Genomic DNA, 25,512 nt, shown 5'->3' on the forward strand with positions numbered 1-25,512 from the left:
CTGTAAGCGGCATTGCACATCTTGGCTGCTTTAAATAAGACATTTACCCATAAACAGCCAAATTTCATTAAATTATGTTTTAAAAAACAAACAGTTATACATCAATCAAGGGATTGAGGAATGCGCGGTTCTTTTAGAGAGAAAAATAACGGAATTAATTATGTTTTCCAGCCTATGTTCGCAAAATCGGGACAATTGCTGGCCGTTGAGTGTCTATCAAGATTCACTTTTAATAGTGAATATGCCCATTTCTCTCCTGAACAGTTCTTTCGTACAGCTGATAGCGCCACGCGAATTGAGATTTTGTTGGATCAGGTCAGTCTGATAGAAAAATATAACCACTGGTTTCGCGAAAACCAGGTTATCGCAACACTAAATGTAGACGACCATTCTCTTCGTTCTCTGGCCAATAGCCATTTTGCAGAAAGAATTAGCGCCACCCGATGTATTCATTTCGAAATCAGTGAAAACTCGACTCGGTTAGTAAAAGACCGTGTTCATGGCGATCCTTCACTGAAGAGCTATTCATTTTGGCTCGATGATTTTGGTTCAGGCTATGCGGGGTTTTCCGCGTTGTATAACAGTCAGTTCCGCTTCGTTAAACTCGACCGCTTTTTATTATGGGACTTTATGAAGAAGTCCGGTGGCGAGGGTTTAATGCGCGCTTTATTGCGCTTTTTTTACCTTAATCATTACAAGGTAATTATCGAAGGAGTAGAAACTCCCGAACATAAAAAATGGCTGGACGAAATGCCATATTACGCACTGCAGGGAAAGCTGTGGAAGGAATCCGACATCAAGGATTTGAACTCGCTTCTTACAGCTGAATACTTTTAACTCATTATGGGTGTTCTCCATTATGTCTAAAAACAATGTCCTTGTTATTAGTGAGTGTAAGTACAGCTATGTCGGCCTTTCGGTGTTACTGAAAAAACATTACGGCAAGTACGATATCAGGCTGTTTTCAGATTTTATGCATGGTGGCGCTAAGGCGGAGAAAATAATTAAGCACGATATCGCGCTGATCTTCACCTCACAAAATCTGGAACAAAGCGTCAACGTCATCGAAAGCCTTGTATCTCTCCATCAGCAATACAATTCTAAAACGCGGCTGCTGGTTTTTTATGATGATGAGCGCGTAGTAAAGCTGTTGTCGATCCTGGGGATTTCCGTTGAATTGGTCTCTACGCGTATTCCACTTTATTCGCTGCAGGAAAAAATACAAAACCTGTTGGAAAGCAAAGAACCTGGCGGGATAAAAATGCAGAAAACCCGGGAGCTTAGCCCGGCAGAAAGTGACGTCATCTTCAATTTACTGCGCGGTGACAGCCTACTGCATATTGCCCAAAAGCGCGGTACTCACCCCAAAACGATTTTTTCGCAGAAATACAGCGCGATGAAAAAGCTGCGGTTACGTAGCATGAGCACGATTTTTGTCGCCAACAAGTGATTGCCAGGCCGCCCTCCGGCGGCCTGAGTAACGCCCCTCGTTAAATTTATGTAACAACGAACGACAAAGCAGCAACAGCCACATAACACTCCTGCCTATTGGTTACGATTCACTCACGGGATTATCCCGAGAGTCATGTCGTCTGGATTAAAAAAACATCAGGAGATGTTATGAAGTCATCGTTATTCAGCCGTTATACCTGCTTTGTCTTAAGCCTCTTGCTGACGCTGGCGTCATTGACGCTATTGCCCCACCAGCCCTGGTTTTGGCTGCCGGCAATCATTTTTGGCGCACTGAGTGTACTGGGGGTTTACGACCTCACCCAGCAACGCCATGCCATCTGCCGTAACTACCCCATCATCGGCCGTTTACGCTTTTTCTTCGAATTTATCCGTCCGGAAATACGCCAGTACCTGCTGGAAGAAGATAACGCGCAGATCCCGTTCTCACGCACCCAGCGCACGCTGGTCTACCGTCGTGCCAAAAATGAGATGGGCGACAAACCCTTTGGGACCCAGTTAGACGTTTATCAAACCGGCTACGAATGTATTGGCCACTCCATGCGGCCGGTTGCCGTATCCGATCCAACCAGTTTCCGTGTCGCAATAGGCGGCCCGGATTGCAGCCAGCCTTACTCCGCCTCAATTTTTAATATCTCGGCCATGAGTTTCGGCGCACTGTCGGCCAACGCGATTCGTGCGCTCAATCTGGGGGCGGCAAAAGGAGATTTCTATCATGACACCGGTGAAGGCAGCATCAGCCGCTATCACCGTGAAAACGGTGGCGATCTGGTGTGGGAGCTGGGCAGTGGCTATTTCGGCTGCCGCACCGCAGACGGCCATTTTGATCCGCAGCGCTTTGCCGAGCAGGCTAAAACCCCACAGGTGAAAATGATTGAAATCAAACTGAGCCAAGGGGCGAAACCCGGTCATGGCGGTATTCTGCCGGCTAAAAAAGTGGATGCGGAAATTGCGGCAACGCGTGGGGTACCTGAAGGGGTGGACTGCATTTCGCCAGCCTCACACAGCGCCTTCACCACGCCCGTGGAAATGATGCACTTCATTCAGCAGTTACGTGAATTGTCTGGGGGCAAACCCGTGGGCTTTAAACTGTGCATCGGTCACCCGTGGGAATTTGTCGCCATCGCCAAAGCAATGCTGCAAACCCAAATATTGCCGGACTTTATCGTGGTGGATGGCAAAGAAGGCGGGACCGGCGCTGCGCCGCTCGAGTTATCCAACTACATGGGGATGCCGTTACGTGAGGGGTTATTGTTCGTGCACAATACCCTGGTAGGCTGCGGATTACGTGACCACATCAAGATTGGTGCCAGCGGTAAAATCATCAGCGCCTTTGATATCGCCAGCGTATTGGTATTAGGTGCCGATTGGGTGAATTCAGCACGCGGCTTTATGTTCGCTGTCGGCTGTATTCAATCTCAGAGTTGCCACACCAACCATTGCCCAACCGGCGTTGCTACCCAAGATCCACTGCGGCAGAAAGCCTTGGTGGTGCCCAACAAAGCAGAGCGCGTTTATCATTTCCACCAGAATACCGTGAAAGCACTGGCAGAAATGCTGGCCGCTGCCGGGGTCAGTCGACCGGAACAGCTCACTTCTCATCATATGCTACGCCGCATTACCTCAACTGAAATCAAGGTTTATGCCGACATCTATTATTACCTGGAACCCGGTGCACTGCTGCAGAAAGAAATAGAAAGTGATTTCTATGCGCGCATGTGGCGCATGGCGACACCAAACAGTTTCGATCAGGCGATCGCCCTGCCGGCTTAAGCCGATTTAGACGTCGCAGTTTCAAGGTGCAGCGAGAAGAATGACAGAGATGAAGTGCCCCCCGCCTCGGGGAAGAACTTTGGAGAGGGGGTTGCTTGCTACAGCAGCCCTTCCCTTCAGCGGCGAGAGGACATGTTGGGTTACAGTTTGCGTGCCGGAGCATCGCCAGCCACGTAATACTCGGCAGTACTTCGTGGCAGCGGCGTACGCTGGCGGATACGATCGGCAATTTTCTCAGCAATCATGATGGTGGTGGCATTCAGGTTGCCGGTAATGATCAGCGGCATAATTGACGCATCAACAACCCGCAGGCCTTCCATACCGTGCACCCGTCCTTGCCCATCCACCACCGCCATCTCGTCCTCACCCATTTTACAGGAGCAGGAAGGATGGAAAGCGGTCTCAGCATGCTCGCGTACAAAGGCGTCCAACTGTTCGTCGGTCTGGACTTCCGGGCCTGGGCTGATTTCACGGCCACGGTATTCATCCAGTGCCGGCTGCGCCATGATTTCGCGCGTGATGCGAATAGCGTCTCGGAATTCCTGCCAGTCCTGCTCTGTCGCCATATAGTTAAACAAGATGCTCGGATGCTGGCGCGGATCTTTTGATTTCACCTGCACACGGCCACGGCTTGGAGAACGCATAGAACCCACATGCGCCTGGAAACCGTGCTCTTTCACCGCGTTGCTGCCGTTGTAGTTAATCGCTACCGGCAAGAAATGGTACTGAATGTTTGGCCAGGCAAACTCTTCGCGGCTGCGGATAAAGCCACCCGCTTCAAATTGGTTGCTGGCGCCAATGCCGGTGCCGTTAAACAGCCATTCCGCGCCAATTTTCGGTTGGTTAAACCACTGTAGCGCCGGGTACAACGACACCGGTTTTTTGCAGGCGTATTGCAGGTACATTTCCAGATGATCCTGCAAGTTCTCACCCACGCCGGGCAGATCGTGCACCAGATCAATGTCCAGACGGTTCAGTAATGACGCAGGACCAACGCCGGAACGCTGTAAAATCTGCGGCGAAGCTATTGCACCTGCGCACAGCAGCACTTCTCGACGCGCGCGCGCGCGGGTGAGAGAGTTGCTCTCGCCCTGCAAATAATCAACGCCCACGGCACGCTTGCCTTCGAAACGAATGCGGTCGGTCAACGCGTGGGTCACAATCTTCAGATTAGGACGGGAGCGCGCCTGATCCAGATAGCCCCGGGCGGTACTGGCACGACGCCCTTTCGGCGTGACGGTGCGGTCCATCGGCCCAAAACCTTCTTGCTGAAAACCGTTCAGATCGTCGGTACGTGGATAACCCGCCTGGACACCGGCTTCCACCATCGCGTGGAACAACGCGTTGTTACCGGCTTTCGGTGTCGTGACACTCACCGGGCCATCGCCGCCGTGAAAATCATTGGGTCCAATATCGCGGGTTTCCGCCTTGCGGAAATAGGGCAAGCAGTCTAAATAAGTCCAGTCTTCCAGACCCGGTGCCTTCGCCCAATTATCAAAATCCATGGCGTTGCCGCGGATGTAGCACATGCCGTTAATCAGTGACGACCCCCCCAACCCCTTGCCACGGCCACACTCCATGCGGCGATTGTTCATGTGTGGCTCAGGGTCAGTTTCATACGCCCAGTTGTAGCGACGGCCCTGCAGCGGGAATGCCAGAGCGGCCGGCATCTGGGTACGAAAATCCATCCGATAATCCGGACCACCGGCTTCCAACAGCAGCACACTGACGTCGGCGTCTTCGGTTAAACGGGTGGCTAATACGTTACCGGCCGAGCCGGCACCGATGATGATGTAATCGAATTCCATCGATATCTCCTTATACCCTTCGTCTTTCAAGCCACAGCGTTGTTGGCTGCATGCGCTCCCCCCAGTCACTTACTTAAGTAAGCTCCTGGGGACTCTCGCACTTGCCGCCTAGCTGTGACTTGAAATCCATTGGGTATATATTTTTATGATTAATAGCTTAGGGATTCCCAAACAAGCATTTAATCGATGATGGGATACTTAAAATATGGAGGTATACTCGCCAAGCTCTACCTGAATGGACTTGATTTGGGTGTAGTGCTCCAGCGTTGTCAGGCCATTTTCACGGCCGACGCCAGATTGCTTATAACCGCCGACGGGCATTTCAGCCGCCGATTCGCCCCAGGTGTTAATCCAACAGATACCGGCTTCCAATTGGTGGATCACCCGGTGGGCGCGGGTGAGATCATTCGTCACAAGACCTGCTGCCAAGCCGAAAGTCGTGTCATTGGCGCGGCGCACCACTTCTTCTTCGCTGTGATAGCTAAGAATGCTCATTACCGGCCCGAAGATCTCTTCACGCACGATGTCCATTTCGTCACTGCAGTCGGTAAATACCGTCGGCGCCACATAAGCCCCTTTGGCGAAATCACCGTCAGTCACACGCTCACCGCCACACAACAGGCGTGCGCCGCTGTTCTTGCCGCTTTCTATATAACGCAGCACGGATTCCATATGCGCGAAACTGACCAATGGGCCAAAGTTGGTTTGTGGATCAGTTGGGTCACCCAGACGAATGCGTTTTACGCGCTCGAGGATTTTGGCTTCAAACTGTACCTGCAGCGCTGCCGGCACAAATACGCGCGTACCGTTGGTGCAGACCTGACCGGAACTGTAGAAGTTGGCCATCATGGCGATATCAGCCGCACGGTCCAGATCGGCATCATCAAAGATGATCAGCGGTGATTTGCCCCCCAGTTCCATAGTGACTTCTTTCAACGTTGAACTTGACGCGTTGGCCATCACTTTTTTACCGGTTTTCACCCCACCGGTGAACGACACCTTAGCGATACCCGGGTGATCGGTCAGGTACTGGCCGACGTCTGCGCCGCTGCCGGTGAGCACGTTGAATACACCGTCAGGTAAACCGGCTTCAGTGTAGATCTCCGCCAGTTTCAACGCCGTCAGCGAGGTCACTTCACTCGGTTTGAAGATCATCGCATTGCCTGCCGCCAGGGCTGGCGCAGACTTCCACAAGGCGATCTGGATCGGGTAGTTCCATGCGCCGATACCGGCAACCACGCCCAGCGGTTCACGACGGGTATACACAAAAGCACTCTCGCGCAGCGGGATCTGCTGGCCTTCGATCGCCGGGATCAGCCCCGCGTAATACTCCAACACGTCGGCGCCGGTGACGATATCCACCGCCGTGGTTTCTGACATGGCCTTGCCGGTATCCAAGGTTTCCAGCGCGGCCAGCTCGTTGTTGCGTTCACGCAGAATGTCCACCGCACGGCGCAAGATACGAGAACGAGCCATCGCCGTCATCGCCGCCCATACCTTCTGTCCGCTGGCTGCACTGGCCACCGCACGGTTGACGTCTTCAACGCTGGCGGACTGGATCTCGGCAAGCACTTCACCATTCGCCGGGTTCACCGCGTTGAAAGTTTTTCCATCGGTACTGTCTACATAGGCACCATTAATATAGAGCTTCTGTAAGCCAAAACGGGACATAGGTTCTCCTTAGGTTGTCCTCAAGGTGGCGTGTGCCCCCTGAGTTGGAACGTAATGTAATCGGTCGTGAGTGCGATCGCCTGTGTCTGATTGAACGCAGCCCCACGCAATGCGCTGCGTAGCCACAGGCCGTCGATCAACGCCGCCAGCCCTTTCGCTGCCAATCGTGCCTCTGCCTTCGGCAATACACGGCTAAATTCAGCACACAGGTTGGAATACAGACGGCGGCCATTTACCTGTTGCAGCCGGTTAAGTTGCGGCTGGTGCAGACTGCTCGCCCAAAAGGCCAACCAGGTTTTCATCGCCGCACTGTTGATTTGGCTGTCGTCAAAATTACCGGCGACGATTGCCTGCAGCCGTGACGCCGGAGCGTGATCGCTCAACGCCTGCAACCGCAGCTTTACCGCCTCACCCAAATGGCGAATCAAATAACGCATGGTGGCCTCCAGCAGGCCATTCTTATCCTTGAAATAATGGCTGATGATGCCGTTGGAAACCCCGGCCCGCCGCGCTATTTGCGCGATGGTAGCGTCATGCATTCCCACTTCGTTTACCGCGGCCAGCGTGGCATCTATCAACTGCTGCCTTCTGATTGGCTGCATTCCTACCTTTGGCATAATTCGACTCTCACAAAACCGACTTCGGCCTCATCTCAGCGGCGAAATTTCACGCTATTTTCACCTGCCGAACGTGGTCTTCATGCCAACCATTAAACTTTTTTTTGATTGAACGTTCAATAAAAATTGAATATATTTTATTACCGCTTGGTTACAAAAATGTACTTTTCGGTTGTGGAACTGGCTGATTTTTGTGAGGTATTTAACGAATCTGACCAAAATCAGTGTCTGTAAGCGGTTCCCAGCACGGAACGATTTTCTGTTCCGTTAGCAAGCAAAGCGGCAATCTTTGGCAAGCAAAATAGCGATTGCCGCAGCTTTTATCCGCACTGTTTCCCGGACGGCACCTGCGTGTTGTTCAGGCTGGTGTGTGGGCACGATTTTACTCAGTTGTTAAAAAAACAGAGGAAGACGATGACAACACGCGAAACCTCCTCAAAACCACAACAGGATGGGCTTAACCCTGTGGTTTTCTTTACCTCGGCAGGGCTGATACTGGCCTTCTCACTGATGACCATCTTTTTTACCGATTTCTCCGGGCGATGGATCACCCGCACCCTGAATTGGGTGTCAACCACCTTCGGCTGGTACTACTTGCTGGCCGCCACCTTGTACATCGTATTTGTGGTGTTTATTGCGGCATCGCGCTTCGGTTCGATCAAGCTTGGGCCAGAACAGTCGAAACCCGAATTCAGCCTGATGAGCTGGGCGGCGATGCTGTTCGCCGCAGGCATCGGCATCGACCTGATGTTCTTCTCCGTTGCCGAACCTGTGACGCAATATATGATGCCACCGGAGGGCCAGGGCCAGACAATGGAAGCCGCCCGCCAGGCCATGGTGTGGACGCTGTTCCACTACGGACTGACCGGTTGGTCGATGTACGCGCTGATGGGCATCGCGCTCGGTTACTTCAGTTACCGCTATAACCTGCCGTTGACCATCCGTTCGGCGCTCTACCCGATTTTCGGCAAACGCATCAACGGACCGATCGGCCACAGTGTAGACATTGCGGCCGTGCTGGGTACCATCTTCGGTATCGCCACAACGCTTGGCATTGGCGTAGTACAGCTGAACTACGGGTTGAAGGTCCTGTTCCACGTGCCGGAAAACCTGACGGTACAGGGTGCATTGATCCTGCTGTCGGTGATCATGGCCACCATCTCGGTAACCTCTGGCGTCAATAAAGGCATCCGTATTTTGTCCGAACTCAATGTGCTGTTGGCGTTGGGGCTGATCCTGTTTGTGTTGTTCTTCGGTGATACCGAGTTCCTGCTCAATGCCCTGGTGCTCAATGTCGGCGACTACATCAACCGCTTTATGGGGATGACGCTCAACAGCTTCGCCTTCGATCGCCCTGTAGAATGGATGAACAACTGGACGCTGTTCTTCTGGGCCTGGTGGGTTGCCTGGGCGCCGTTTGTCGGCTTGTTCCTGGCACGAATCTCTCGCGGACGCACCATCCGCCAGTTTGTGCTCGGTACGTTGATTATTCCTTTCGTGTTTACCCTGCTCTGGCTGTCGATCTTCGGAAACAGCGCGCTTTACCAGATTATTCATGGCAACGCAGCGTTCGCGCAGGAAGTGATGCAGTACCCTGAACGCGGCTTCTACAGCCTGCTGGCACAGTATCCGGGCTTTACCTTCAGCGCTTCCGTCGCAACCATTACCGGTTTGCTGTTCTACGTCACCTCGGCAGACTCCGGTTCGCTGGTTCTGGGCAATTTCACCTCGCGTCTGAGCGACATCAACAGCGATGCGCCCAACTGGCTGCGTATTTTCTGGTCTATAACGATTGGCCTGCTGACCATCGGCATGCTGATGACCGACGGCGTACCAGCACTGCAAAAAACCACGGTGATCATGGGCCTGCCGTTCAGCTTTGTGATCTTCTTCGTGATGGCCGGGCTGTATAAATCGCTGCGGGTAGAGGATTACCGCAAAGCCAGCGCGCTGAACACCTCCGCACCGATGCCAGTATCCAGCAACGACGTGCTGAACTGGAAACAGCGACTGTCGCGGGTGATGAATTACCCTGGCACTCAATACACGCAGAAAATGCTGGATACCCGCTGCCGACCGGCGATGAAAGAAGTGGCGCGTGAACTGGAACTGCGCGGTGCCAAAGTGGAATTCAGTGAGGTGCCACCAGCCGAAGATGAGCGCTTGAGCCATCTGGAACTGCTGGTGCATCTGGGAGATGAACAAAACTTTATCTATCAGATCTGGCCACAGCGTTACTCCGTGCCGGGCTTTACCTATCGCGCCCGCTCCGGCAAGTCGCATTATTACCGGTTGGAAACCTTCCTGATGGAAGGTACCCAAGGTAACGACCTGATGGATTACAGCAAAGAGCAGGTGATCGGCGATATCCTCGATCAGTACGAGAAACACCTGAACTTCGTGCACATCCACCGCGAGGCTCCGGGCAATACCCTGACCTTCCCGGATATGTGATCCGTTCAAAACGGCCAAAGGGCGCAGTTTTTTAAGCTGCGCCCTTTTTTACGATATCTCGTCAGGCAAATCGGATTTTAGCAACAGTATCGAACCCGCCAACAGCACCAGATCCTTTAGCAGAAAGCCGGTGGCACCGCCCATCGCCGGAAACCCACCGGCCGAGGCTTCCCAAGCGCCCGGCGTAGAGAAGATCAGCGTTAGGGTGGTCAGGTAGGTCAGCGTCGATCCCGCGGCCCCCAACAATCCCAAACGTCGTGACCAGAAACCCGCCAACAGCAAGAGGCCAAAGCTCCACTCGGCGACCCCCAATACATAACTGGCACCGCGAATGCCAAACACATCGTGCATCCAGGCCAACAGTGGGCTGTTGCCAATCAGTGGCACCAGCCCCTGCGCTTCATAGTCAAACCACTTGGCATAGCCGAAGGCGGCGAAGATCACCACCAACGCCAACCGCATAAAGGCCACATCCCAGTTTGAGCGCCTAAAGCGCTGCAGCCATATTGCCTGCATCATCGTTCCTCCCTTATTCTGCCCGCAGCCGAGCCAAAACAGCCTGCTGTCCGGCTGCGGGGCACGGCGGTTTACTGCCCCATCGCGTCTTTTTTCATTTCATCTTTTTTCATGCCGTCTTTGGCCATGCTGTCTTTTTTCATACTGTCTTTCTTCATGCCGTCATGTTTCATCGCATCCTTACTCATGGAATCTTTTTTCATGCAGTCCTTGCCCATACAGTCTTTCTTCATACTGTCTTTGGCCATCCCGTCATGGGACATTGCACTCATACTGTCCTTTTTCATTGCGTCTTTGCTCATGCTGTCTGCAGCATTTGCACCTGCAACACCCAACATCAATGCGCTACACATCATCATTGCGAATAACTTTTTCATGGTATTTCCTTCTCTCATTTAAAAAGCACGTGTCGTGCAGGGGGAGTGTTCAGGGCAGCCGTTAGCTGCCGCCAAACCAGTTGTAACCTTGATCTTCCCAGTAACCACCGGGGAAACGATTGGTGACTTCAATCACCTGAATATGTTTCGGATTCTTGTAGCCGAGTTTGGTCGGCATACGCAGCTTCATCGGGTAGCCATATTTACGCGGCAGGATCTGGCCGTCGTAGGTCAGCGCCATAATGGTTTGTGGATGCAGCGCCGTGGCCATATCAATGCTGGTGTAATAGTCGTCGGCACATTTGAAGCTGACATATTTGGCGCTCAAGTCTGCACCGATCGCCTGGAGAAATTGCGAGAACGGCACCCCACCCCACTTGCCGATGGCGCTCCAGCCTTCAACGCAAATATGGCGCGTTACCTGGCTGATTTGCGTCATGCTGTGCAATTGCGGCAGTGTCCAGGGCTGTTTATTCAGCACCAAGCCGCTGACCTCAAGCCGGTAGTCGTCACCCTTGATATCCGGTGCCTCCTCCTCGGCGTAAAACGCGTTGAACGGAAACGGACGGGTGATCATCGACTCAGCATATACCGGGGCCAAATGGTCGGCGTTGAACAGCCAGCCTTGTACCCGATCGTTAAACCGCGAGATACGACTCAACGCCTGTTCCACATGCGTGTTATCACTGATGTCACAGCCGGTGAGCATCGCAATACCGCCCAGTGTCAATCCGTTGCGCAGGAAGCGGCGGCGTGAGGAAGACGCCAGTTGGCGCGCCAGTAACTGCTGCGCTTCTCTGACAATCTCCCGCCCTTCACTCAGGCTAATGGGGTTTTTATCCGATTTCATCGGGTTCTCCTTAACGTCCACGCAACATGGCCAACAGCGTGCGTGGCACTAACGCCACCATCACCAAATGCACCAGAACAAAACCCACCAGCGCCGACATGGCATAAAAGTGGATATAGCGTGCCGCGTCATAGCCACCGAGCAACTCACGCAGCAGCGGAAATTGCACCGACTTCCACAACACCAGGCCAGAGAGCACCATCACCACACCGGCAACCATCACGAACAGATAAGCCGCGCGTTGCACCATGTTGTAGTGCCGTAAATCGCTGTGCCCGAGCTTGCCCCTCAACGCGGCAAACAGATCGCTCAGCAAGGCTTTTGGGCTCAGCGGCCAAAATTTGCGTTTCAGGCGGCCACTGAACAGATTTATCAGCAGATAACACAAGCCATTAATCCCAAACAGCCACATGCCGGCAAAGTGCCACTGCAACGCGCCCCCCAACCAACCGCCCAGCGTCAGCTCGTTCATAAAGCTGAAGTTAAATAAGGGTGAAGCGTTGTAGATGCGCCAGCCGCTGGTCACCATGATCAGCATCGCCAACGCATTCAGCCAGTGTGTCAAACGCAGCCACAGCGGATGGATCAACTCGGTTTTATCCGGCGTAATGGACATGGCCATGGTGTCTCTCCAGACGGCGTGATTTCGATGGGCTGAGTATCCAACTGATTTGTTCCCCAAGACCTCACGCAAAGTTAAATAAAATGTGATAACTCCGACTACGGGGGTTGTGTAGACTTCAATAAGGTCTGGCAATCAGCGGTGAGAAGAATGGAAAAGCCAAAGAAAATTTTAATCGTCGAGGATGACGGTAATATCGCGGAGCTGCTGCAATTACATCTGCGTGACGAGGGTTATGACATCAGCCACGCCGCCGATGGTAACGTCGGTATGGCGATGCTGGAACAAGGCGGCTGGGATGCGCTAATCCTCGATCTGATGCTGCCAGGAATTGATGGGCTGGAGATCTGCCGCCGTGCACGCAACATGACGCGTTACACCCCGATCATCATCACCAGCGCGCGATCAAGCGAAGTACACCGCGTACTCGGGTTGGAACTGGGTGCTGACGACTACCTCGCCAAACCCTTTTCAATGTTGGAGCTGGTGGCCAGAGTCAAAGCGCTGTTTCGCCGCCAGGAAGCGATGAGTCGCAACTTGAAGATGGACGCCGGAACCCTGAGTTTTGACGGGTTAATCATCGATCCGATTGCGCGTGAGGTGCATTTGAATCAACAGGCGATCGATCTGACCCCACGTGAATTTGACCTGTTGTATTTTTTTGCCAAACACCCTGGAAAGGTCTTTTCCCGCCTCAGCCTGCTCAATCAGGTGTGGGGCTATCAGCATGAAGGCTATGAGCACACCGTAAATACACATATCAACCGGCTGCGTATCAAGATCGAATCTAACCCGGCGGAACCCGAGCGCATCCTCACCGTGTGGGGTTTGGGCTATAAATTCGCGGCAGCGCCGCAAGAGTGAACCATGAAAAATCTTACGCTAACGCAACGTCTGACCTTGATTTTCGCGCTGCTGATGGTGGTCAGCTGTGCTATTTCCGGCTGGATGCAGGTACGTAGCAGCACCCAGTACAGCCAGGCGGTGATCCAACGATTGTCCGGTAATCTGGCGCAGCACATTGCCGACAGTAACCCACTGCTTGGGCAAAATGGGCTAAATGCAGATTCGGTGCATGGCTTGTTCAATCAACTGATGGCAGTAAACCCCAGCGTTGAGGTCTACCTGCTCGACAAACAGGGCGACATCATTGGTAACGCAGCGCCGGCGGGCCATCTGAAACGGCAGAAAGTGGATTTACTGCCGATACAGGCGCTACTCAATGGCGCCAACATGCCGGTTTACGGCGATGACCCACGTAACCCTGATGCCAAAAAAGTCTTCAGCGCCGCGCCATTGAAGGTCAATGGTCAGATTGAAGGCTATTTATATGTGGTGCTGCTCGGCGAAGATTACGACGCGCTGGCCAGCAATGCGTCGTTTAACTCGGCGGTGACCATGGCGCTGTGGTCATCAGGCCTGATGGTGCTATTTAGCCTGGTGGCTGGCGGTTGCGCTTTCTATTGGGTGACTCGGCCTATCCGCCGTCTTACCCGCCAGGTCAGTGAACTCGATAGCGGCGGGATTGCCGCGGTACAAGCCTATGCTGCACTGCCCGTTGACAGCGACGGGCGTGATGAGGTCAGCCGATTACAACAGGCATTTAATCGCATGTCGCGGCGTATCGCCGAGCAGTGGCAGTCGCTTTCGCAACAGGATCAACAGCGCCGCGAGTTTATCGCTAATATTTCACACGACCTGCGTACCCCGCTAACCTCATTGCACGGCTATCTGGAGACACTGTCGGTAAAATCCGCCAGCCTGAGTGAAAACGATCGCCAGCGTTATCTGGAGATCGCCTTGGCACAAAGCCGCAAAGTGGGCCGGCTTGCACAGGAACTGTTTGAGCTGGCACGGCTGGAATATGGCGTGGTAAAACCGCAGAAAGAACCCTTCTCTCTGAGTGAGCTAGTACAGGACGTATTCCAGAAGTTCGAGTTGGCGGCCGAGGCTCGCCAACAAAGATTACTGGCGGATATCACCCCCGGTATTCCGTTGGTGTTTGCCGATGTCAGCATGATTGAACGGGTGCTGACCAATCTTTTGGATAACGCCATTCGTCATACCCCCCAAGGCGGCGAGATCGAGGTGCGTTTGTGGCAACAGGCAGGCAAAGTCCTGGTGCAGGTCAATGACAGCGGCCCGGGTATCCCACAAGAATTACGCGCCGACTTGTTTATGCGCCCTTCCATTCTGAGCAGCGCCCGCCGGCATGCCAGTGGCCTGGGATTGATGATCGTTCGACGTATTTTGCTACTGCACGATAGCGATATCCAACTGGTCGAGCGACCACAAACCGGAGCCTGTTTCCGTTTTTCTATCCCGCTGCGCTAGCCCTTTATTGTCAGTTAAGGCAGCTTTTATCGACGCTGATAAATTTGTCGTTGTAGATAATAAATTTCTGCCCTTTCAGCCGAATACCGGCATGGGTCAGCGTATCACCGGGGCGCAGATATTCGGTGATGCCTTCTTCATCTGTGCTGTCACAGCCGGGTTTAAGCAGAAATTTAAAGTAGGTGTTACCGGTATTCGTCAGCGTCCCGCGCTGCAAATCGAGCCGATAGGCGAAGTTAGTTTGGCGTGGACGCACCACCAGAATGGTGTCCATCACCACTATCGGCTCCAAATTGGCCCCGTTGGTCTGGCGCGCCGCCGGGTCGATAAAACGCGTCGGAATTTCGCGGAATGACACCCGGTAATAACGCTCGCGGTTATCCTGTGGGCCACGATAGAAGAACTTGTAATACTCACCCTGCCCCGCCTGCAGTTGGAGCTGGCGGGGCGCAAACAGCAGCTCTCCGTCTGCCGGGCGGCTGCGGGCTTCATTTTCGCCCGGTCGGTCGATAGCACGCAGAGTCACCTGATAAATACGTGCACTGCGATTATTGTTCAACACCCGTTTGGCGGTGAACGATTGGTCTTGATCCATGGTGAACGTCAAAGTACCGACATTCATCGCCGCCACGCTAAGTGGCAGGCACAGCAGCCAAAACAGCCAGAGTCTCACGGTGCCGCCCCTAGTTAATGTTGCGCCAAGTGGCTTCAACATGGATCTCCCCGGCTGCGCTGACGTCACCGTACCAACCATTACCGGCAATCGTCTTAAGCGAAATCGGGTTATTCATCGGGATACTGAATTTCACCCGGGTTTTGTTTAACACCCCGACCTCGCCGGAAATGTCATTCCAGGGTGTGCTGCTCCATAGCGCATTGGTCATGTCATGCCACTGTCCATCGCAACCAGCGTCATAGTGTTGCTGGCTGTTGGTGCTGGTGGTTATGCTGAGCGTCGCAGGGAACGGCACCTGGGTTTGGCTATCCGCCGAGGAAAACACGCAGTAACTTATCCCATTAATGACCTGCGTCGGGCCGGTAGCCATCACGCTGACCCGATCGGCCGCCGTCTTCCCGCTGGTCGTAACGATATACCCGAACTCCAGCGGCGGCTCTGCCGGGCCAACGTAACCTTCTCGATAGGGCCGATTGTCGAAGTCGTCAGCGATGATGCTAATGCTGAAATCACGGGGCTTGATGATGAGCTGATTAGACGTGGAAAACTCATACCAACCGGATTCCGGCGAGGTGGTATTTTGGAAACGGAAATTAATCAACTCGCGGGTGCCGCTGTCGGAAATACCCAGTTTCACCATCTGTTTAAAGAAATTACTGCCGAAAAAGACGTAAATCGCGTTGCTGCTCTTGAGCTCGTTAAAGGTGTAGTAGCTGCCAGTGCCTGAGGTATTTTTCCAGTTGTTGCCGTTCAGGCTGAACTGCAAGTCAGCCGCGTTAACTGCCGACGTCAGCGCGGCATTGTTGATCGCCGGAAACACATGAATGGAGGTATTACTGACGCTGCCGTCGGTTTGCAGATCGTAACTGACCATTTTGCACATGATGCCGGAACGCGCACCTATCGTCTGGTTTTTGCAGTCGGCATTCCCCTCGCCAATGATCGGCACGCCGTCGCTGTTGACGAACACTTCCGACACCGCGTTGGTGTTGATAAACCGCAGATGGGCGGCCTTGCTGTGGGTCACAGTGCGCTTGTACCAGTTGCCCCTGGCTTGATTCTGGCAACGCTCCCCGTTACTGGCATCGTAAACATCGGGAGACTGGCAGCTATTGATCTGCATACTAAACGCATCACCTGCGGCCAGTTGCTTCAAGTATTGATAGAAGCTCGGGGACATCATGCCGTGCATCCATTTTGCTCCTCCCGCCGTCACCACCGCACCATAAAACCCCTTTTCATCGGTAGTTTGCGGCAAAATCAGGCTGGTATCCATGTTGCAGCCGGCATACCAGTTAATGCAGCGTAACCCGAGAAACGGATTCTTGATCGGGGCATCTTCCAGCCACATGTCAAAGCGGTAATTCGTCGACAGCCCCGTGTTGTAGCCGTTATCCACATAACCCAGGCTTTGCTGATAGATGGTGCCGGATCCGCCGTATTTTAGCCCGGTCCATTTATTGGCACCGGTCATGCGCGGATCCAATGCCCCTGCGGGCGTGACAAAGAAGTTATCGTCTGCATTGTTTTCGACGAAGACATATTTCACCGTCGCGGCATTCGGCCAGTTGGTGACGGTAACCGCAGCCCGCAACGGCAAAACAACCCACAGCATGAGCAGCAGCGCAATATTAGCCTTCATTAATCATGTCTCCTGCCTGTGTGTTGCCGGCATAGGTTTTCAGCCCGGTGCAGACCACATCACCGACCCACACGGCGCCCTGCGCCTTACTCAGATCCAAATCCACTTCACAGCTCTGGTTGCCGCTGTGGGTAAAGTCGATGACCGGGAATTTCTTGTCGACGTCCATGATGAATTCACCTTTCTCGTCCGTACGGGTGCGGCCGATATGGTTTTTGATATAGGCATTGGCCAGCAGCGTGCCGTCTTCAGCCTTAATGCGGCCGAACACCGTGACCATCTGTTTAATTTCCGGCGAGATCACCGCTACGTTGCCCGGATATAACGTCAGCTTGCTCTTGCGCTTGGTGACGATATCAAAGCTTTCCGCCGAGTTTTTGTTATTCATCAGTTCGACGTCGTACTGGCCATACGGCGATAAGGGGACATAGTTCTTGTTGCCGGTCAGCTTCACCGTCCGCCCATCTACCCGGGCAGTCAGCATGCCGTCGTTTTCAATACCGGTATTAAAGATGATGCCCGCATTGCCCTCATTCCTGCCGCTGGCCGCAATATCACGCCCCTGCCAACCCACACTGCCGTTGGCGCTCAAGCTTGAGTTAACGTAACCGTCGGCAGAGCTGCTGACATTGACCGTACCGGTAGAATACTTGGTGTCAAAGCGCGCATAGGCACCGCCGTTGACGCTGTTGTCGCCGTGCGTGTCGCCGGAAATTGCACGCGACAGGTTGGCCCCGACGGTACGGATCGGTCCGTTTTGAATATCTTTACGTGCTGCCAAATTGGCCGTGGTATAGCCGTTCTGGTTCGAAACTCCAGCGCTGAGCCAGTTGCCCATCGGCAGCGAGAAATCCAGTGCGACGTATTTGCCCGTATTGGAACGGTTACCGCCGTTGTTATAACGCTGCACCCCGGCACGCACGCCAAGCGTGCCAAAACGGCCGGTGAAGATATTCTGGTAATAATCTGCGTTGTAATAATGGCTATCGTTCTTTTTATCGTCGTTATAACTGAGGCTTAAGCTCCCCAGCGGCGACCACAGCGCGCCAAAGTTCATCGTGCCGCCGATGGCGCGATTGTGCGCATCGTTTTGCAGCAATTTGTCACCAATCACCGTTTTTTCCTGATTGACCCACAGGCTGCTAAAACCACCGGGTAGCGCGGCGCTGACGCTATTGACCATGCTCCAGGAGCTGTCGGACGCCGCCATGTTCTGCACATTGAACTGAATGGATTCGCTCAGCGGCACGCTGAGGCGGCTTTCACCCACGGCATTGCTGTCAAACGAATAACCGGACAGCGCCCAATTCAGCGTATGCAGGTTACCGGTAGCGGAAGCACCGATCAGATAAGAGTCTTTGGCTGGCCGGTGACGCTGGCCATCTCCACGCCAATCATCCATGCGGATCATCCCCCCCCAAAACTGCCACGCCAGGGGCGCATTGGCGCCACGGTTGGGGCTGAATAATTTATTGACCCGCTGTATCCGCTTGTCTATCACCCTGCCATTAACCACCACTTCAACTTCAACGTCATAAATACCGTAAGGCAAATTGCCGGTGTCTACTTCATGGTTACCCATGGCAAAGTTCTGTACGCTCAGCAACCGCCCGTCACGGGATAAATGAACTTCCCCCGCCGAGGGAAAAAACGCCACGATCGGCGTCAGTGACTGGGTATTATCAAAGACGGTAGAGTTGGCTCGGTTGCCGTAGGACATGCCATAGATCTTGCTGGAATTGACGGTAGTGACCGGCCCCAGCGACTGCAAATTCCAGCTGTCGAGCATCCCGGCGGCAAAACGGCGACCGGCAAAATCGCGTTCGTACATCGCTTTATACAACGTCGCGTTCTCGTCGCCGCTACCGATGCCATAAACCGAACCGTTCACTTCCACGTGGTGCTCACGCAAGGCCGTAACGCTATTGAGCGACAGATAGCTGGAGGTATTGCCCTCGCTGGCCCGCGTGCGGTTGTCGTAAATGCCCAGGTTATAGTCCAGCGTGCTACTGACGGCATTGACGCTTGAAGCCCCAATGTCGCTGGAACGCGCACGCAGCATTGTCCCCATCGCAGACTCTTTCACCACCAGTTGCAAATTAAGCTGACGGAAATCCAATGCCAACCAGGCGTCCGGCGTCAGCGCAATACGCTGCTGCCGATCAAAAGTGGCTTCCTGCAACGCCTGTAGCTGTGCCAGGGTTTCCGCGGTCAACGGCGTACTTTCGTCACCGTCCTCCAGCGTAATCTGACGAATTTTCAGTTGGCCGTTATCCAGGTACAAGAAAGCATGGCCGATGCGGATGTCGTCTTTTACGCCGCTGTTTTTTTCAAAGTGCAACGACAGGGGAATGCTCATACCTTCGCGCAGCGCCAGACTGAACGTCTGTGGGATCAATACGCCATCAATTTGAGTCAGCCCGGCAGCCATCGTCGACTGACCCGGCAGCAGGACGGCAGGAAGTACGATCGCGCCGGTGGCAAACAACGTTTTCAACAGCACACCTTTCACATCCCCCTCCTTGAATTCTTGTTATGAGTTCCATTCCGCATAGGCTTTACCCTGGGTTCCGCAGCGTGCTATTTCACCGGGATAAACTGTTCGCCATGCCACAGCGCTACGCGACCTTTCTTGTCACCGACGTCCACCTTGCTGAAAGCGCGTGCCTTGCCTGGCATGACAAAATAGTTTTCCTTGCAGTCATTGCCGTCTTTCTTGTTGCGGCAGTTTCCGTAGGCCACCACCTTAAAGGTGGCGTTGCCGGTGTTTTTAATCTGGCCGTTGGCAAACTGATAGTTGAATTGGTCCTGTCTTGGGGCCACCACCAAAATGGTGCCGATACGTGCTGATGTCGTCGCAACCGCGTTACGTTTGGCCGAGTTTTGCCCCACGTCGCTCAACGCCTGATCGAACCAGACAATGCGGTAATAGCGTTCCTGATTGTCGTTGGGGCCTTTGTAATAGAAGCGGATCACGTCGCTGGCATTGGCCGGCAATATCAGGCTGGCTGGCGACAGCAACATTTCATCTTTGCTGCCCATCGGGATCACCGTCCCGGACTCCAGCGGGTTGGAAATACGCTCAATACTGATGTTCACCAGACGACCACTGTCGGTGGTGTTTTTGATTTCTTTGCTCAGACGTGCGCTATCACTGTGCATGAACGCGCTGATCTCACCGACGTCGAGCGCCAAAACAGGTTGAGACAGCAATAGCAGCAGGAGAGCTGCAGAAGAGAAGCCTTTCATGCGGGTATTCCCGTAACGTTCTTCAATAAGCATGAATAAACAGGGGGTTTCCCCCCTGCATTAAACCGATAACTCAGGAATTAAGCCGTCCAGGTGGCGTTGAATTCAACGCTCACGTCGCCACTCCAGATACCTTCCGGCAGGGTGCTGAAGTCGGTCACGGCGGTGGTGCCGTCAGAAGTGGCACCAATGATGGTGAAGGTGAACTGATCTTGGGCGCTGGTGCGAACCGCCTGATTGTACGCGTTGGACAACGCGCTGAGGTTGCCGCCCAGGATGCCAGCAGAGGTGTCGATCATGGTGGTTTCAGCGGTTTTCTCTACGGCTGCACCGTTGTAGTTCACACCGACATCCAGAGTTGAGCCCGAGGTATCAAGCTGAGTCAGGGTGTTGGAAACCAGTTTGGATGTCAGTTTGAAGGCCGTTGCCGTGGCATCCCCTTCCACTGTCACGTCAAACAGACCTTTCTGGCTGTTAAAACCCTTGATGCCTTCCGCGTAGTTAAAAGACAGGCTGCCAATTGGGGTAACAACCAGTTTGCTGGTGGTGTCTTTCTTCGCGGTAGCAGACCAGGTAGCCAGCGCCTGAGCGGTGACATCGGCGGCTTGTGCAGTGCTGACCGCAGCGAAGGCTGAAATGATTGCCAAAGCCAGTGTAATTTTCTTCATGGTAAAACTCCCTTCAACTGTAAATATGATTGTGCGTCCATTAGCGTGACGTGCTTTAGCCTGTCGCTTGCATAAGTGCTTTTAGCCAGTCTGCTTGACGGAGAAAAGAGTAACCGCATCAGATCAAAAAAGAATCATTAACTACCAACGCGTAAATATTTAGATTTTAATTCTTACATTAACGTTTACATCACCATAATTAACATTAATAAACCAAGCAATGGATTCGCCAAGGACAAAATGCCTGACGTTTTTCTGGCCAATTAAACCGCCGCAAAAGCACATAAAGTGCCCAATTATGACAAGTCAAAAAAAAGGTTGCGCAAGCGGGTTTTGTAGGATGTTTAATTTGATGTAAATCAAATTCATTGGAACGACCGTCAGGCCGTAAATAAGATGTCAGACAGGCGGGGGATTATACCGCCGGTGTACCTTGTCCCCAGGCAGAGCGGCGGTAAATATTCAGGCAGGATGTTGAATTCTGAAAGCCAGGATCAGACGCATAAATCCGGCCTGATTAAGGCTGAGTTTGCGCATAATATTCAGCTTATGGCTACTGACCGTTTTGCAACTACGATGCGTTACGTTGGCGATACGTCGGGGGTTGGCATCGGTAATCATCATCGCCAATATTTGCCATTCGCTGCGGGAAAGCGGCGCTATCGACGATGTCAGCACGGCCTGAATACCAGGACTACGGTATATCTCCCCCCTGCCGGTAGCGATGATAGCTTCAAGCAGGCATTCCAACGGTTCGCTTTTTGCCACCAGGGTGACATGTTGTTCCTTAGCCAGGATGGCCAATATGCTGGCATTGGTCACGTCAGTAAATATTATCACGGGCGTTTTCGGCCAAATATCATTTATCGTCAGTATGTAACGTAATACATCATACAAACTCTCATTTTCATTATACAATTCCATAATGAGGATTTGCCTCTCATTTTCCTGTAATGAAGTCTCTATTCCCCTGATGCTGTAGACAAATTGGTGGCGTATAGGCTCGCGTTCAATAAGTGACCGTAATCCTTCTCTCGCCCAGGGATTGGGCTCAAAAAAGAGAATAGCCGCCTTGGAAGTGGCATTCTTCATAATCCATTACCATAAATTAGGTATAAAATAGCGATTTAAGCGAAGACGCTGGACATTGTTGGTTAACCAAATATAAAACTTCCATCGGATAAATGCTGCATTATCCGCCAAGTAACAAAAGTTAAGTATTTAATATCACGGTAATAGCATTGGTGGCATATTCCTTTCCCCCGGGGCGGTGTTCATCCTGACACCAATGAGTGATCAATTGATAATTTCTGCGTTGTCGCTTTCAAGACCTGAACAAATTTCCACCCTGTGCTCACGCAAAATACGGCAGCGCAGAACAAATAGCCGAGAAATACCGGAAATGTATGAGCGCACCTGATTGCTACGCACTACCAGCAAAAATTCGTCACCGTTGCATTCTGCTGCCTGCATACCCGCATACGCCAGAATATCGCGGCTCAGGCCCGCACCGACGATGCCAGAAGCACCGGGGATAGACATAAACACCTTACAGCTGCTGGCCTTACCCAGATAAATTTCCTGCCGTGCAATGGAGCCAGAAAGGTAGGTCGTAATACCGGCCACCAGCATGATCACCCCTAACGCAACGACACTGGCTATCGCCCACCAACGCAGAGAAAAACCCGCATACACTGGCCCCCCCCTTTCAATTTCTGTTGCTGCGTGCGTTATTTCCGGCTTATCGGGTATGTCTGGCGTGTCCGGTATTGCTATGTTTGGTGGCCTGTTTTCTGGTCCTTCGCAGGACTCAACCAGAATTTCATAGCGCAACATAAAACCAACTTTGGGTACGGTAGCGATGACCTCATCCTCAATACCCAGGTTTTTAATTACCCGTCGTAACTTACTCACGCATTGGTTAAGATTATTGTTACCTGAAATCATCCCGTAATCATCCCAAACCTTCTTGAATATCACATCACGGCTAACAGCTTCACCGTGATGGGTAAGCAATAGCAACAGCAGTCGCTTTGAAGGGTTGGAAATAGAGATGGGATCCTCAGATAACTCCGTCAGGCTCAGGGTACCCGTATCCGCATCAAAAATTATGTGATCGTTTAATCTATATTTCATTTTTCACAGGTTTCACTTTGGGGATTATTTATCGCCTGGCGCTAAATGTTAATAGAACATTAATCAATATTTAATCAGGTTGATTTTCTAAGCGTGGCTATCAACTATAATGATTATCAATTAACGCCAAAATTAGATGCTTCTCCACCTTATCGCATTCGATATAAGATTTTTCTCATAAGCCTTAAACAAAGATTATACAAACATCACAGTCATTGATATATTTATATGTAAAGTAACTTAAAGTTAGTTTTTTGTTTTGTAAATCTTTTCCTTTAAGCTGAAAATCCTAATCATTCATTTAATGCAAGCACTTTTAATAGGAAGGTAATGAAAGGTGAATTTTGACAACTTTGGATTTAGTCAAAAAATCAGCGTTATAACGCGAAATCTATGCGATTAAAGGCGGAATTAATCTTTTGATTCGAGGGTAATTGGGCAAACCACAAGGGAAATGAAAGTAAACAGTTACGAATTAAATGCGATGCCAGCCCCGTCCAACCACGCCACATGAATCACAACCGAACGCATAAATATGAGGTGTACATTACGCTGAGGCAGGAAATACCAGACTAAAAACAATGTGGGCAGACATATCATATTCGGAGCAGCGAACGATCGCCTTACCGCCATGCAGCGTCATGATTGCCCTGACGATAGCCAGCCCCAAACCACTGGCATGGTTACCGGCGCTGCGCGCAGCATCAACACGGTAGAAACGATCAAACAGCTTATCCCGGTGTGCCGGTGCAATCGGTGGCCCCTGGTTAGTCACTTCTATCACGCATTCCCCCGTTGTTTGAGCGCTAACCCGCAACCCTATTTGGCTGTTTTCGTCGGCATAACGCACAGCATTAGACACCAGATTGCTCAAGGCACGCTGAAACAGCATGGCGTCTGCCAGCAAGTCCCCTTGTCCCTGACAAACCAACGTAATCCCGCGCTCCTCCGCCAAGCCTTCGAAATAGTCTGCCACCCGCTGCAACTCTTTCGCCACGTCGAGACGGCTATAGTTCAGCACCGCCTGCCCCTCACCGGCACGTGCCAGGAACAGAATGTTCTCCACCATACGGGAAATGCGTTCCAGTTCGTCCATGTTATTCGACAGTAGCGTTTCATACTCTTCCACACTGCGTGACTGATACAACGCCACCTGGCAATGCCCCATCAATGCCCCCACCGGGGTCCGAATTTCATGCGCCAAGTCGGCAGAAAACTGCGTCAGGCGCTGATAACCTTCGTTCAGGCGATCGAGCATGGCATTGAACGAACGGGTCAACTGTTGCAATTCCTTTGGTGCCCCTTGCTCACTCAGACGGGTCGACAGCGTATTTGGCGTTATCACTGCCGCCTGAGCCGCCATACGCCAGAGCGGTTGTAATCCGCGACGCATCACCCAATATCCCAGCAGCGCGATCAAGATAAATGCCACAACAACGGCCGCCACTATCCGCCAAAGATAACGGGCCAGCATCTTCTGTTCGTTTATCATCACGTGGGCTGCCGAGATTTGCAGCAAATTACCGTCTTCCAGTTTGATCAGCGCCGATGCGACGCGTAATGGCACACCTTGCGCCGTCTGCCCACTCTGCACCGCACTCACACGTTGGGGTGTATCAAGGGGCGTTGGAGTGATCGGCGGCAGAGTCAGTTTGGCGGGGTTCACATTGATTAACGGCTTCTTTCCCGGCTGTTGAAAAATCAGCACGTCCTGCTCGTTGCCCAACATATTTTCGAACAAGCCGGTATTCGCCGTCAGCTGCTCGATAGGGAAACGCTGGCTGAGCAAATTGCGGTAATACTCGACCCGTCCGGTGACCTGTAAATCGCTGCGGGTGATCATCTCCTGACGCATCGCACCGTACAGGTACCAACCCGCTCCGCTGACAACCAACGCCGCGACCAGCGCAAACAACATGGCACTACGAAGCGTCAGCGACAGCGCACGCCAGCGTTGGATGCGTATTTTCATGAGCGCGGCTCGCAAACGTAACCAATACCGCGCACGCTGTGGATCAATTTGACGTCAAACGGCCGATCAATCTTTGCGCGCAGCCGCTTGATCGCCACGTCCACGACGTTGGTATCACTGTCAAAATTCATGTCCCACACCTGGGACGCGATCATGGTACGTGACAATACCTCGCCTTCCCGCCGTACCAGCAGGTGCAACAGCATAAATTCTTTGTTGGTCAGTGGAATCACCACATCTTGCCGCACGGCCTTACGCCGCAGAACGTCCAGCTGTAAATCGGCAATTGCGTAGTGGTCGGCTTCTCGCACCGTACCGCGGCGCAGCAACGTCCGCAGGCGCAGCACCAGCTCGGTAAAAGAAAAGGGTTTAATCAAATAGTCGTCAGCGCCCAACTCCAGGCCATGGATGCGATCCTGCACCCCATCGCGCGCGGTCAGAAACAGGATTGGCACGTCGCTTTTCTTGCGTAGAACCTCAATGATCTGCCAACCGTCCAACCCCGGCAGCATCACGTCGAGCACAATGGCGTCGTAAGCCTGTTCCAACGCCTGAAACAGGCCATCGGTACCGTTACGTGCCAAATCGACGCTGTATCCCGCCTCCGTCAGCCCTTTCTTCAGGTAATCGCCCGTGCTGATGTCGTCTTCAACCACCAGTATTCGCATTGTCATCGC

22 protein-coding genes are annotated in these 25,512 nt (G+C 52.7%); 6 read left to right on the plus strand and 16 right to left on the minus strand.

Features of this window, described 5'->3' with window-relative positions:
- Positions 1-120 precede the first annotated feature (120 nt).
- The 3 genes from AC2FC2_RS01390 to AC2FC2_RS01400 all read left to right on the plus strand — a co-directional run bounded on the left by AC2FC2_RS01390 (position 121) and on the right by AC2FC2_RS01400 (position 3,243).
- Positions 121-837 carry an EAL domain-containing protein gene (locus AC2FC2_RS01390; RefSeq protein WP_404760029.1) on the plus strand — a complete coding sequence of 239 codons (717 nt, stop codon included), beginning with the start codon at positions 121-123 and terminating at the stop codon, positions 835-837.
- 22 nt (positions 838-859) lie between these two features.
- Complete coding sequence (locus AC2FC2_RS01395; protein WP_209632392.1) at positions 860-1,450, plus strand: LuxR family transcriptional regulator; 591 nt, start codon at positions 860-862, stop codon at positions 1,448-1,450.
- Positions 1,451-1,620: 170 nt separating this feature from the next.
- Positions 1,621-3,243, plus strand: a complete 1,623-nt coding sequence (locus tag AC2FC2_RS01400; RefSeq protein WP_404760030.1) for an FMN-binding glutamate synthase family protein — start codon at positions 1,621-1,623, stop codon at positions 3,241-3,243.
- A 140-nt stretch (positions 3,244-3,383) separates the two neighbouring features.
- Here AC2FC2_RS01400 and betA read toward each other — a convergent pair whose 3' ends face one another.
- The 3 genes from betA to betI form a co-directional block, all read right to left on the minus strand.
- Positions 3,384-5,051 (minus strand): choline dehydrogenase, encoded by a 1,668-nt coding sequence (gene betA, locus AC2FC2_RS01405; protein WP_404760031.1) that lies wholly within the window; start codon positions 5,049-5,051, stop codon positions 3,384-3,386.
- 198 nt (positions 5,052-5,249) lie between these two features.
- Positions 5,250-6,722, minus strand: coding sequence for a betaine-aldehyde dehydrogenase (gene betB / locus AC2FC2_RS01410; protein WP_490658600.1), 1,473 nt, complete (start codon positions 6,720-6,722; stop codon positions 5,250-5,252).
- Positions 6,723-6,742: 20 nt separating this feature from the next.
- Positions 6,743-7,339, minus strand: coding sequence for a transcriptional regulator BetI (gene betI / locus AC2FC2_RS01415; RefSeq protein WP_209632388.1), 597 nt, complete (start codon positions 7,337-7,339; stop codon positions 6,743-6,745).
- Positions 7,340-7,753: 414 nt separating this feature from the next.
- On the opposite strand from betI, the gene AC2FC2_RS01420 reads away from it, so the two are divergent.
- Positions 7,754-9,793: a choline transporter gene (locus tag AC2FC2_RS01420; RefSeq protein WP_490658601.1), complete on the plus strand. Its 2,040-nt coding sequence runs from the start codon at positions 7,754-7,756 to the stop codon at positions 9,791-9,793.
- 48 nt (positions 9,794-9,841) lie between these two features.
- Here AC2FC2_RS01420 and AC2FC2_RS01425 read toward each other — a convergent pair whose 3' ends face one another.
- The 4 genes from AC2FC2_RS01425 to AC2FC2_RS01440 form a co-directional block, all read right to left on the minus strand.
- Positions 9,842-10,312: a YkgB family protein gene (locus AC2FC2_RS01425; RefSeq protein WP_209632386.1), complete on the minus strand. Its 471-nt coding sequence runs from the start codon at positions 10,310-10,312 to the stop codon at positions 9,842-9,844.
- Between the two features lie 68 nt (positions 10,313-10,380).
- Positions 10,381-10,686: a pentapeptide MXKDX repeat protein gene (locus tag AC2FC2_RS01430; RefSeq protein WP_209632385.1), complete on the minus strand. Its 306-nt coding sequence runs from the start codon at positions 10,684-10,686 to the stop codon at positions 10,381-10,383.
- 61 nt (positions 10,687-10,747) lie between these two features.
- Entirely contained in the window at positions 10,748-11,536 is a 789-nt protein-coding gene (locus AC2FC2_RS01435) for a molybdopterin-dependent oxidoreductase (RefSeq protein ID WP_209632384.1), read from the minus strand.
- Between the two features lie 10 nt (positions 11,537-11,546).
- Positions 11,547-12,158, minus strand: coding sequence for a cytochrome b/b6 domain-containing protein (locus tag AC2FC2_RS01440; RefSeq protein WP_265556354.1), 612 nt, complete (start codon positions 12,156-12,158; stop codon positions 11,547-11,549).
- 150 nt (positions 12,159-12,308) lie between these two features.
- On the opposite strand from AC2FC2_RS01440, the gene AC2FC2_RS01445 reads away from it, so the two are divergent.
- Positions 12,309-13,022: a response regulator transcription factor gene (locus AC2FC2_RS01445; RefSeq protein WP_490658602.1), complete on the plus strand. Its 714-nt coding sequence runs from the start codon at positions 12,309-12,311 to the stop codon at positions 13,020-13,022.
- A 3-nt stretch (positions 13,023-13,025) separates the two neighbouring features.
- Positions 13,026-14,492 carry a sensor histidine kinase gene (locus tag AC2FC2_RS01450; protein WP_265556352.1) on the plus strand — a complete coding sequence of 489 codons (1,467 nt, stop codon included), beginning with the start codon at positions 13,026-13,028 and terminating at the stop codon, positions 14,490-14,492.
- 10 nt (positions 14,493-14,502) lie between these two features.
- Here AC2FC2_RS01450 and AC2FC2_RS01455 read toward each other — a convergent pair whose 3' ends face one another.
- From AC2FC2_RS01455 to AC2FC2_RS01495, 9 genes are all read right to left on the minus strand, one after another.
- A complete protein-coding gene (locus tag AC2FC2_RS01455; RefSeq protein WP_490658603.1) occupies positions 14,503-15,165 on the minus strand; it encodes a fimbria/pilus periplasmic chaperone in 663 nt (220 codons plus the stop codon).
- A gap of 10 nt (positions 15,166-15,175) precedes the next feature.
- Positions 15,176-16,810, minus strand: coding sequence for a fimbrial adhesin EcpD (gene ecpD / locus AC2FC2_RS01460; RefSeq protein WP_209632379.1), 1,635 nt, complete (start codon positions 16,808-16,810; stop codon positions 15,176-15,178).
- The gene (locus AC2FC2_RS01465; RefSeq protein ID WP_490658604.1) at positions 16,800-19,322 is read right to left on the minus strand and encodes a CS1-pili formation C-terminal domain-containing protein; all 2,523 of its coding nucleotides are present in this window, start codon (positions 19,320-19,322) and stop codon (positions 16,800-16,802) included. The genes ecpD and AC2FC2_RS01465 overlap by 11 nt, the downstream gene beginning before the upstream one ends.
- 68 nt (positions 19,323-19,390) lie before the next feature.
- Positions 19,391-20,059, minus strand: coding sequence for an EcpB family pilus assembly chaperone (locus tag AC2FC2_RS01470; RefSeq protein WP_490658667.1), 669 nt, complete (start codon positions 20,057-20,059; stop codon positions 19,391-19,393).
- An 80-nt stretch (positions 20,060-20,139) separates the two neighbouring features.
- Positions 20,140-20,727 (minus strand): common pilus major fimbrillin subunit EcpA, encoded by a 588-nt coding sequence (ecpA, locus tag AC2FC2_RS01475; RefSeq protein ID WP_209632378.1) that lies wholly within the window; start codon positions 20,725-20,727, stop codon positions 20,140-20,142.
- Positions 20,728-21,189: 462 nt separating this feature from the next.
- Positions 21,190-21,819, minus strand: a complete 630-nt coding sequence (locus AC2FC2_RS01480) for a LuxR C-terminal-related transcriptional regulator (RefSeq protein WP_209632377.1) — start codon at positions 21,817-21,819, stop codon at positions 21,190-21,192.
- Between the two features lie 204 nt (positions 21,820-22,023).
- A complete protein-coding gene (locus AC2FC2_RS01485) occupies positions 22,024-22,863 on the minus strand; it encodes a winged helix-turn-helix domain-containing protein (protein WP_209632376.1) in 840 nt (279 codons plus the stop codon).
- Positions 22,864-23,410: 547 nt separating this feature from the next.
- Positions 23,411-24,835, minus strand: a complete 1,425-nt coding sequence (locus tag AC2FC2_RS01490; RefSeq protein WP_490658605.1) for a heavy metal sensor histidine kinase — start codon at positions 24,833-24,835, stop codon at positions 23,411-23,413.
- Complete coding sequence (locus tag AC2FC2_RS01495) at positions 24,832-25,503, minus strand: heavy metal response regulator transcription factor (protein WP_209632374.1); 672 nt, start codon at positions 25,501-25,503, stop codon at positions 24,832-24,834. The genes AC2FC2_RS01490 and AC2FC2_RS01495 overlap by 4 nt, the downstream gene beginning before the upstream one ends.
- Positions 25,504-25,512: the final 9 nt, after the last annotated feature.

The sequence above is a fragment of the Serratia sp. CoH_122_TC_1 genome (genome assembly GCF_058191755.1).

What these genes read in the sequence shown, in the direction of transcription:
- AC2FC2_RS01440 (WP_265556354.1), bottom strand. Translation starts at nt 12,158, where the DNA reads ATGGCCATGTCCATTACGCCGGATAAAACCGAGTTGATCCATCCGCTG.
- betI (WP_209632388.1), bottom strand. Translation starts at nt 7,339, where the DNA reads ATGCCAAAGGTAGGAATGCAGCCAATCAGAAGGCAGCAGTTGATAGAT.
- AC2FC2_RS01450 (WP_265556352.1), top strand. Translation starts at nt 13,026, where the DNA reads ATGAAAAATCTTACGCTAACGCAACGTCTGACCTTGATTTTCGCGCTG.
- AC2FC2_RS01425 (WP_209632386.1), bottom strand. Translation starts at nt 10,312, where the DNA reads ATGATGCAGGCAATATGGCTGCAGCGCTTTAGGCGCTCAAACTGGGAT.
- AC2FC2_RS01470 (WP_490658667.1), bottom strand. Translation starts at nt 20,059, where the DNA reads ATGAAAGGCTTCTCTTCTGCAGCTCTCCTGCTGCTATTGCTGTCTCAA.
- AC2FC2_RS01400 (WP_404760030.1), top strand. Translation starts at nt 1,621, where the DNA reads ATGAAGTCATCGTTATTCAGCCGTTATACCTGCTTTGTCTTAAGCCTC.
- ecpA (WP_209632378.1), bottom strand. Translation starts at nt 20,727, where the DNA reads ATGAAGAAAATTACACTGGCTTTGGCAATCATTTCAGCCTTCGCTGCG.
- AC2FC2_RS01390 (WP_404760029.1), top strand. Translation starts at nt 121, where the DNA reads ATGCGCGGTTCTTTTAGAGAGAAAAATAACGGAATTAATTATGTTTTC.
- AC2FC2_RS01395 (WP_209632392.1), top strand. Translation starts at nt 860, where the DNA reads ATGTCTAAAAACAATGTCCTTGTTATTAGTGAGTGTAAGTACAGCTAT.
- AC2FC2_RS01490 (WP_490658605.1), bottom strand. Translation starts at nt 24,835, where the DNA reads ATGAAAATACGCATCCAACGCTGGCGTGCGCTGTCGCTGACGCTTCGT.
- betB (WP_490658600.1), bottom strand. Translation starts at nt 6,722, where the DNA reads ATGTCCCGTTTTGGCTTACAGAAGCTCTATATTAATGGTGCCTATGTA.
- AC2FC2_RS01420 (WP_490658601.1), top strand. Translation starts at nt 7,754, where the DNA reads ATGACAACACGCGAAACCTCCTCAAAACCACAACAGGATGGGCTTAAC.
- AC2FC2_RS01480 (WP_209632377.1), bottom strand. Translation starts at nt 21,819, where the DNA reads ATGAAGAATGCCACTTCCAAGGCGGCTATTCTCTTTTTTGAGCCCAAT.
- betA (WP_404760031.1), bottom strand. Translation starts at nt 5,051, where the DNA reads ATGGAATTCGATTACATCATCATCGGTGCCGGCTCGGCCGGTAACGTA.
- AC2FC2_RS01485 (WP_209632376.1), bottom strand. Translation starts at nt 22,863, where the DNA reads ATGAAATATAGATTAAACGATCACATAATTTTTGATGCGGATACGGGT.
- AC2FC2_RS01435 (WP_209632384.1), bottom strand. Translation starts at nt 11,536, where the DNA reads ATGAAATCGGATAAAAACCCCATTAGCCTGAGTGAAGGGCGGGAGATT.
- AC2FC2_RS01495 (WP_209632374.1), bottom strand. Translation starts at nt 25,503, where the DNA reads ATGCGAATACTGGTGGTTGAAGACGACATCAGCACGGGCGATTACCTG.
- ecpD (WP_209632379.1), bottom strand. Translation starts at nt 16,810, where the DNA reads ATGAAGGCTAATATTGCGCTGCTGCTCATGCTGTGGGTTGTTTTGCCG.
- AC2FC2_RS01430 (WP_209632385.1), bottom strand. Translation starts at nt 10,686, where the DNA reads ATGAAAAAGTTATTCGCAATGATGATGTGTAGCGCATTGATGTTGGGT.
- AC2FC2_RS01445 (WP_490658602.1), top strand. Translation starts at nt 12,309, where the DNA reads ATGGAAAAGCCAAAGAAAATTTTAATCGTCGAGGATGACGGTAATATC.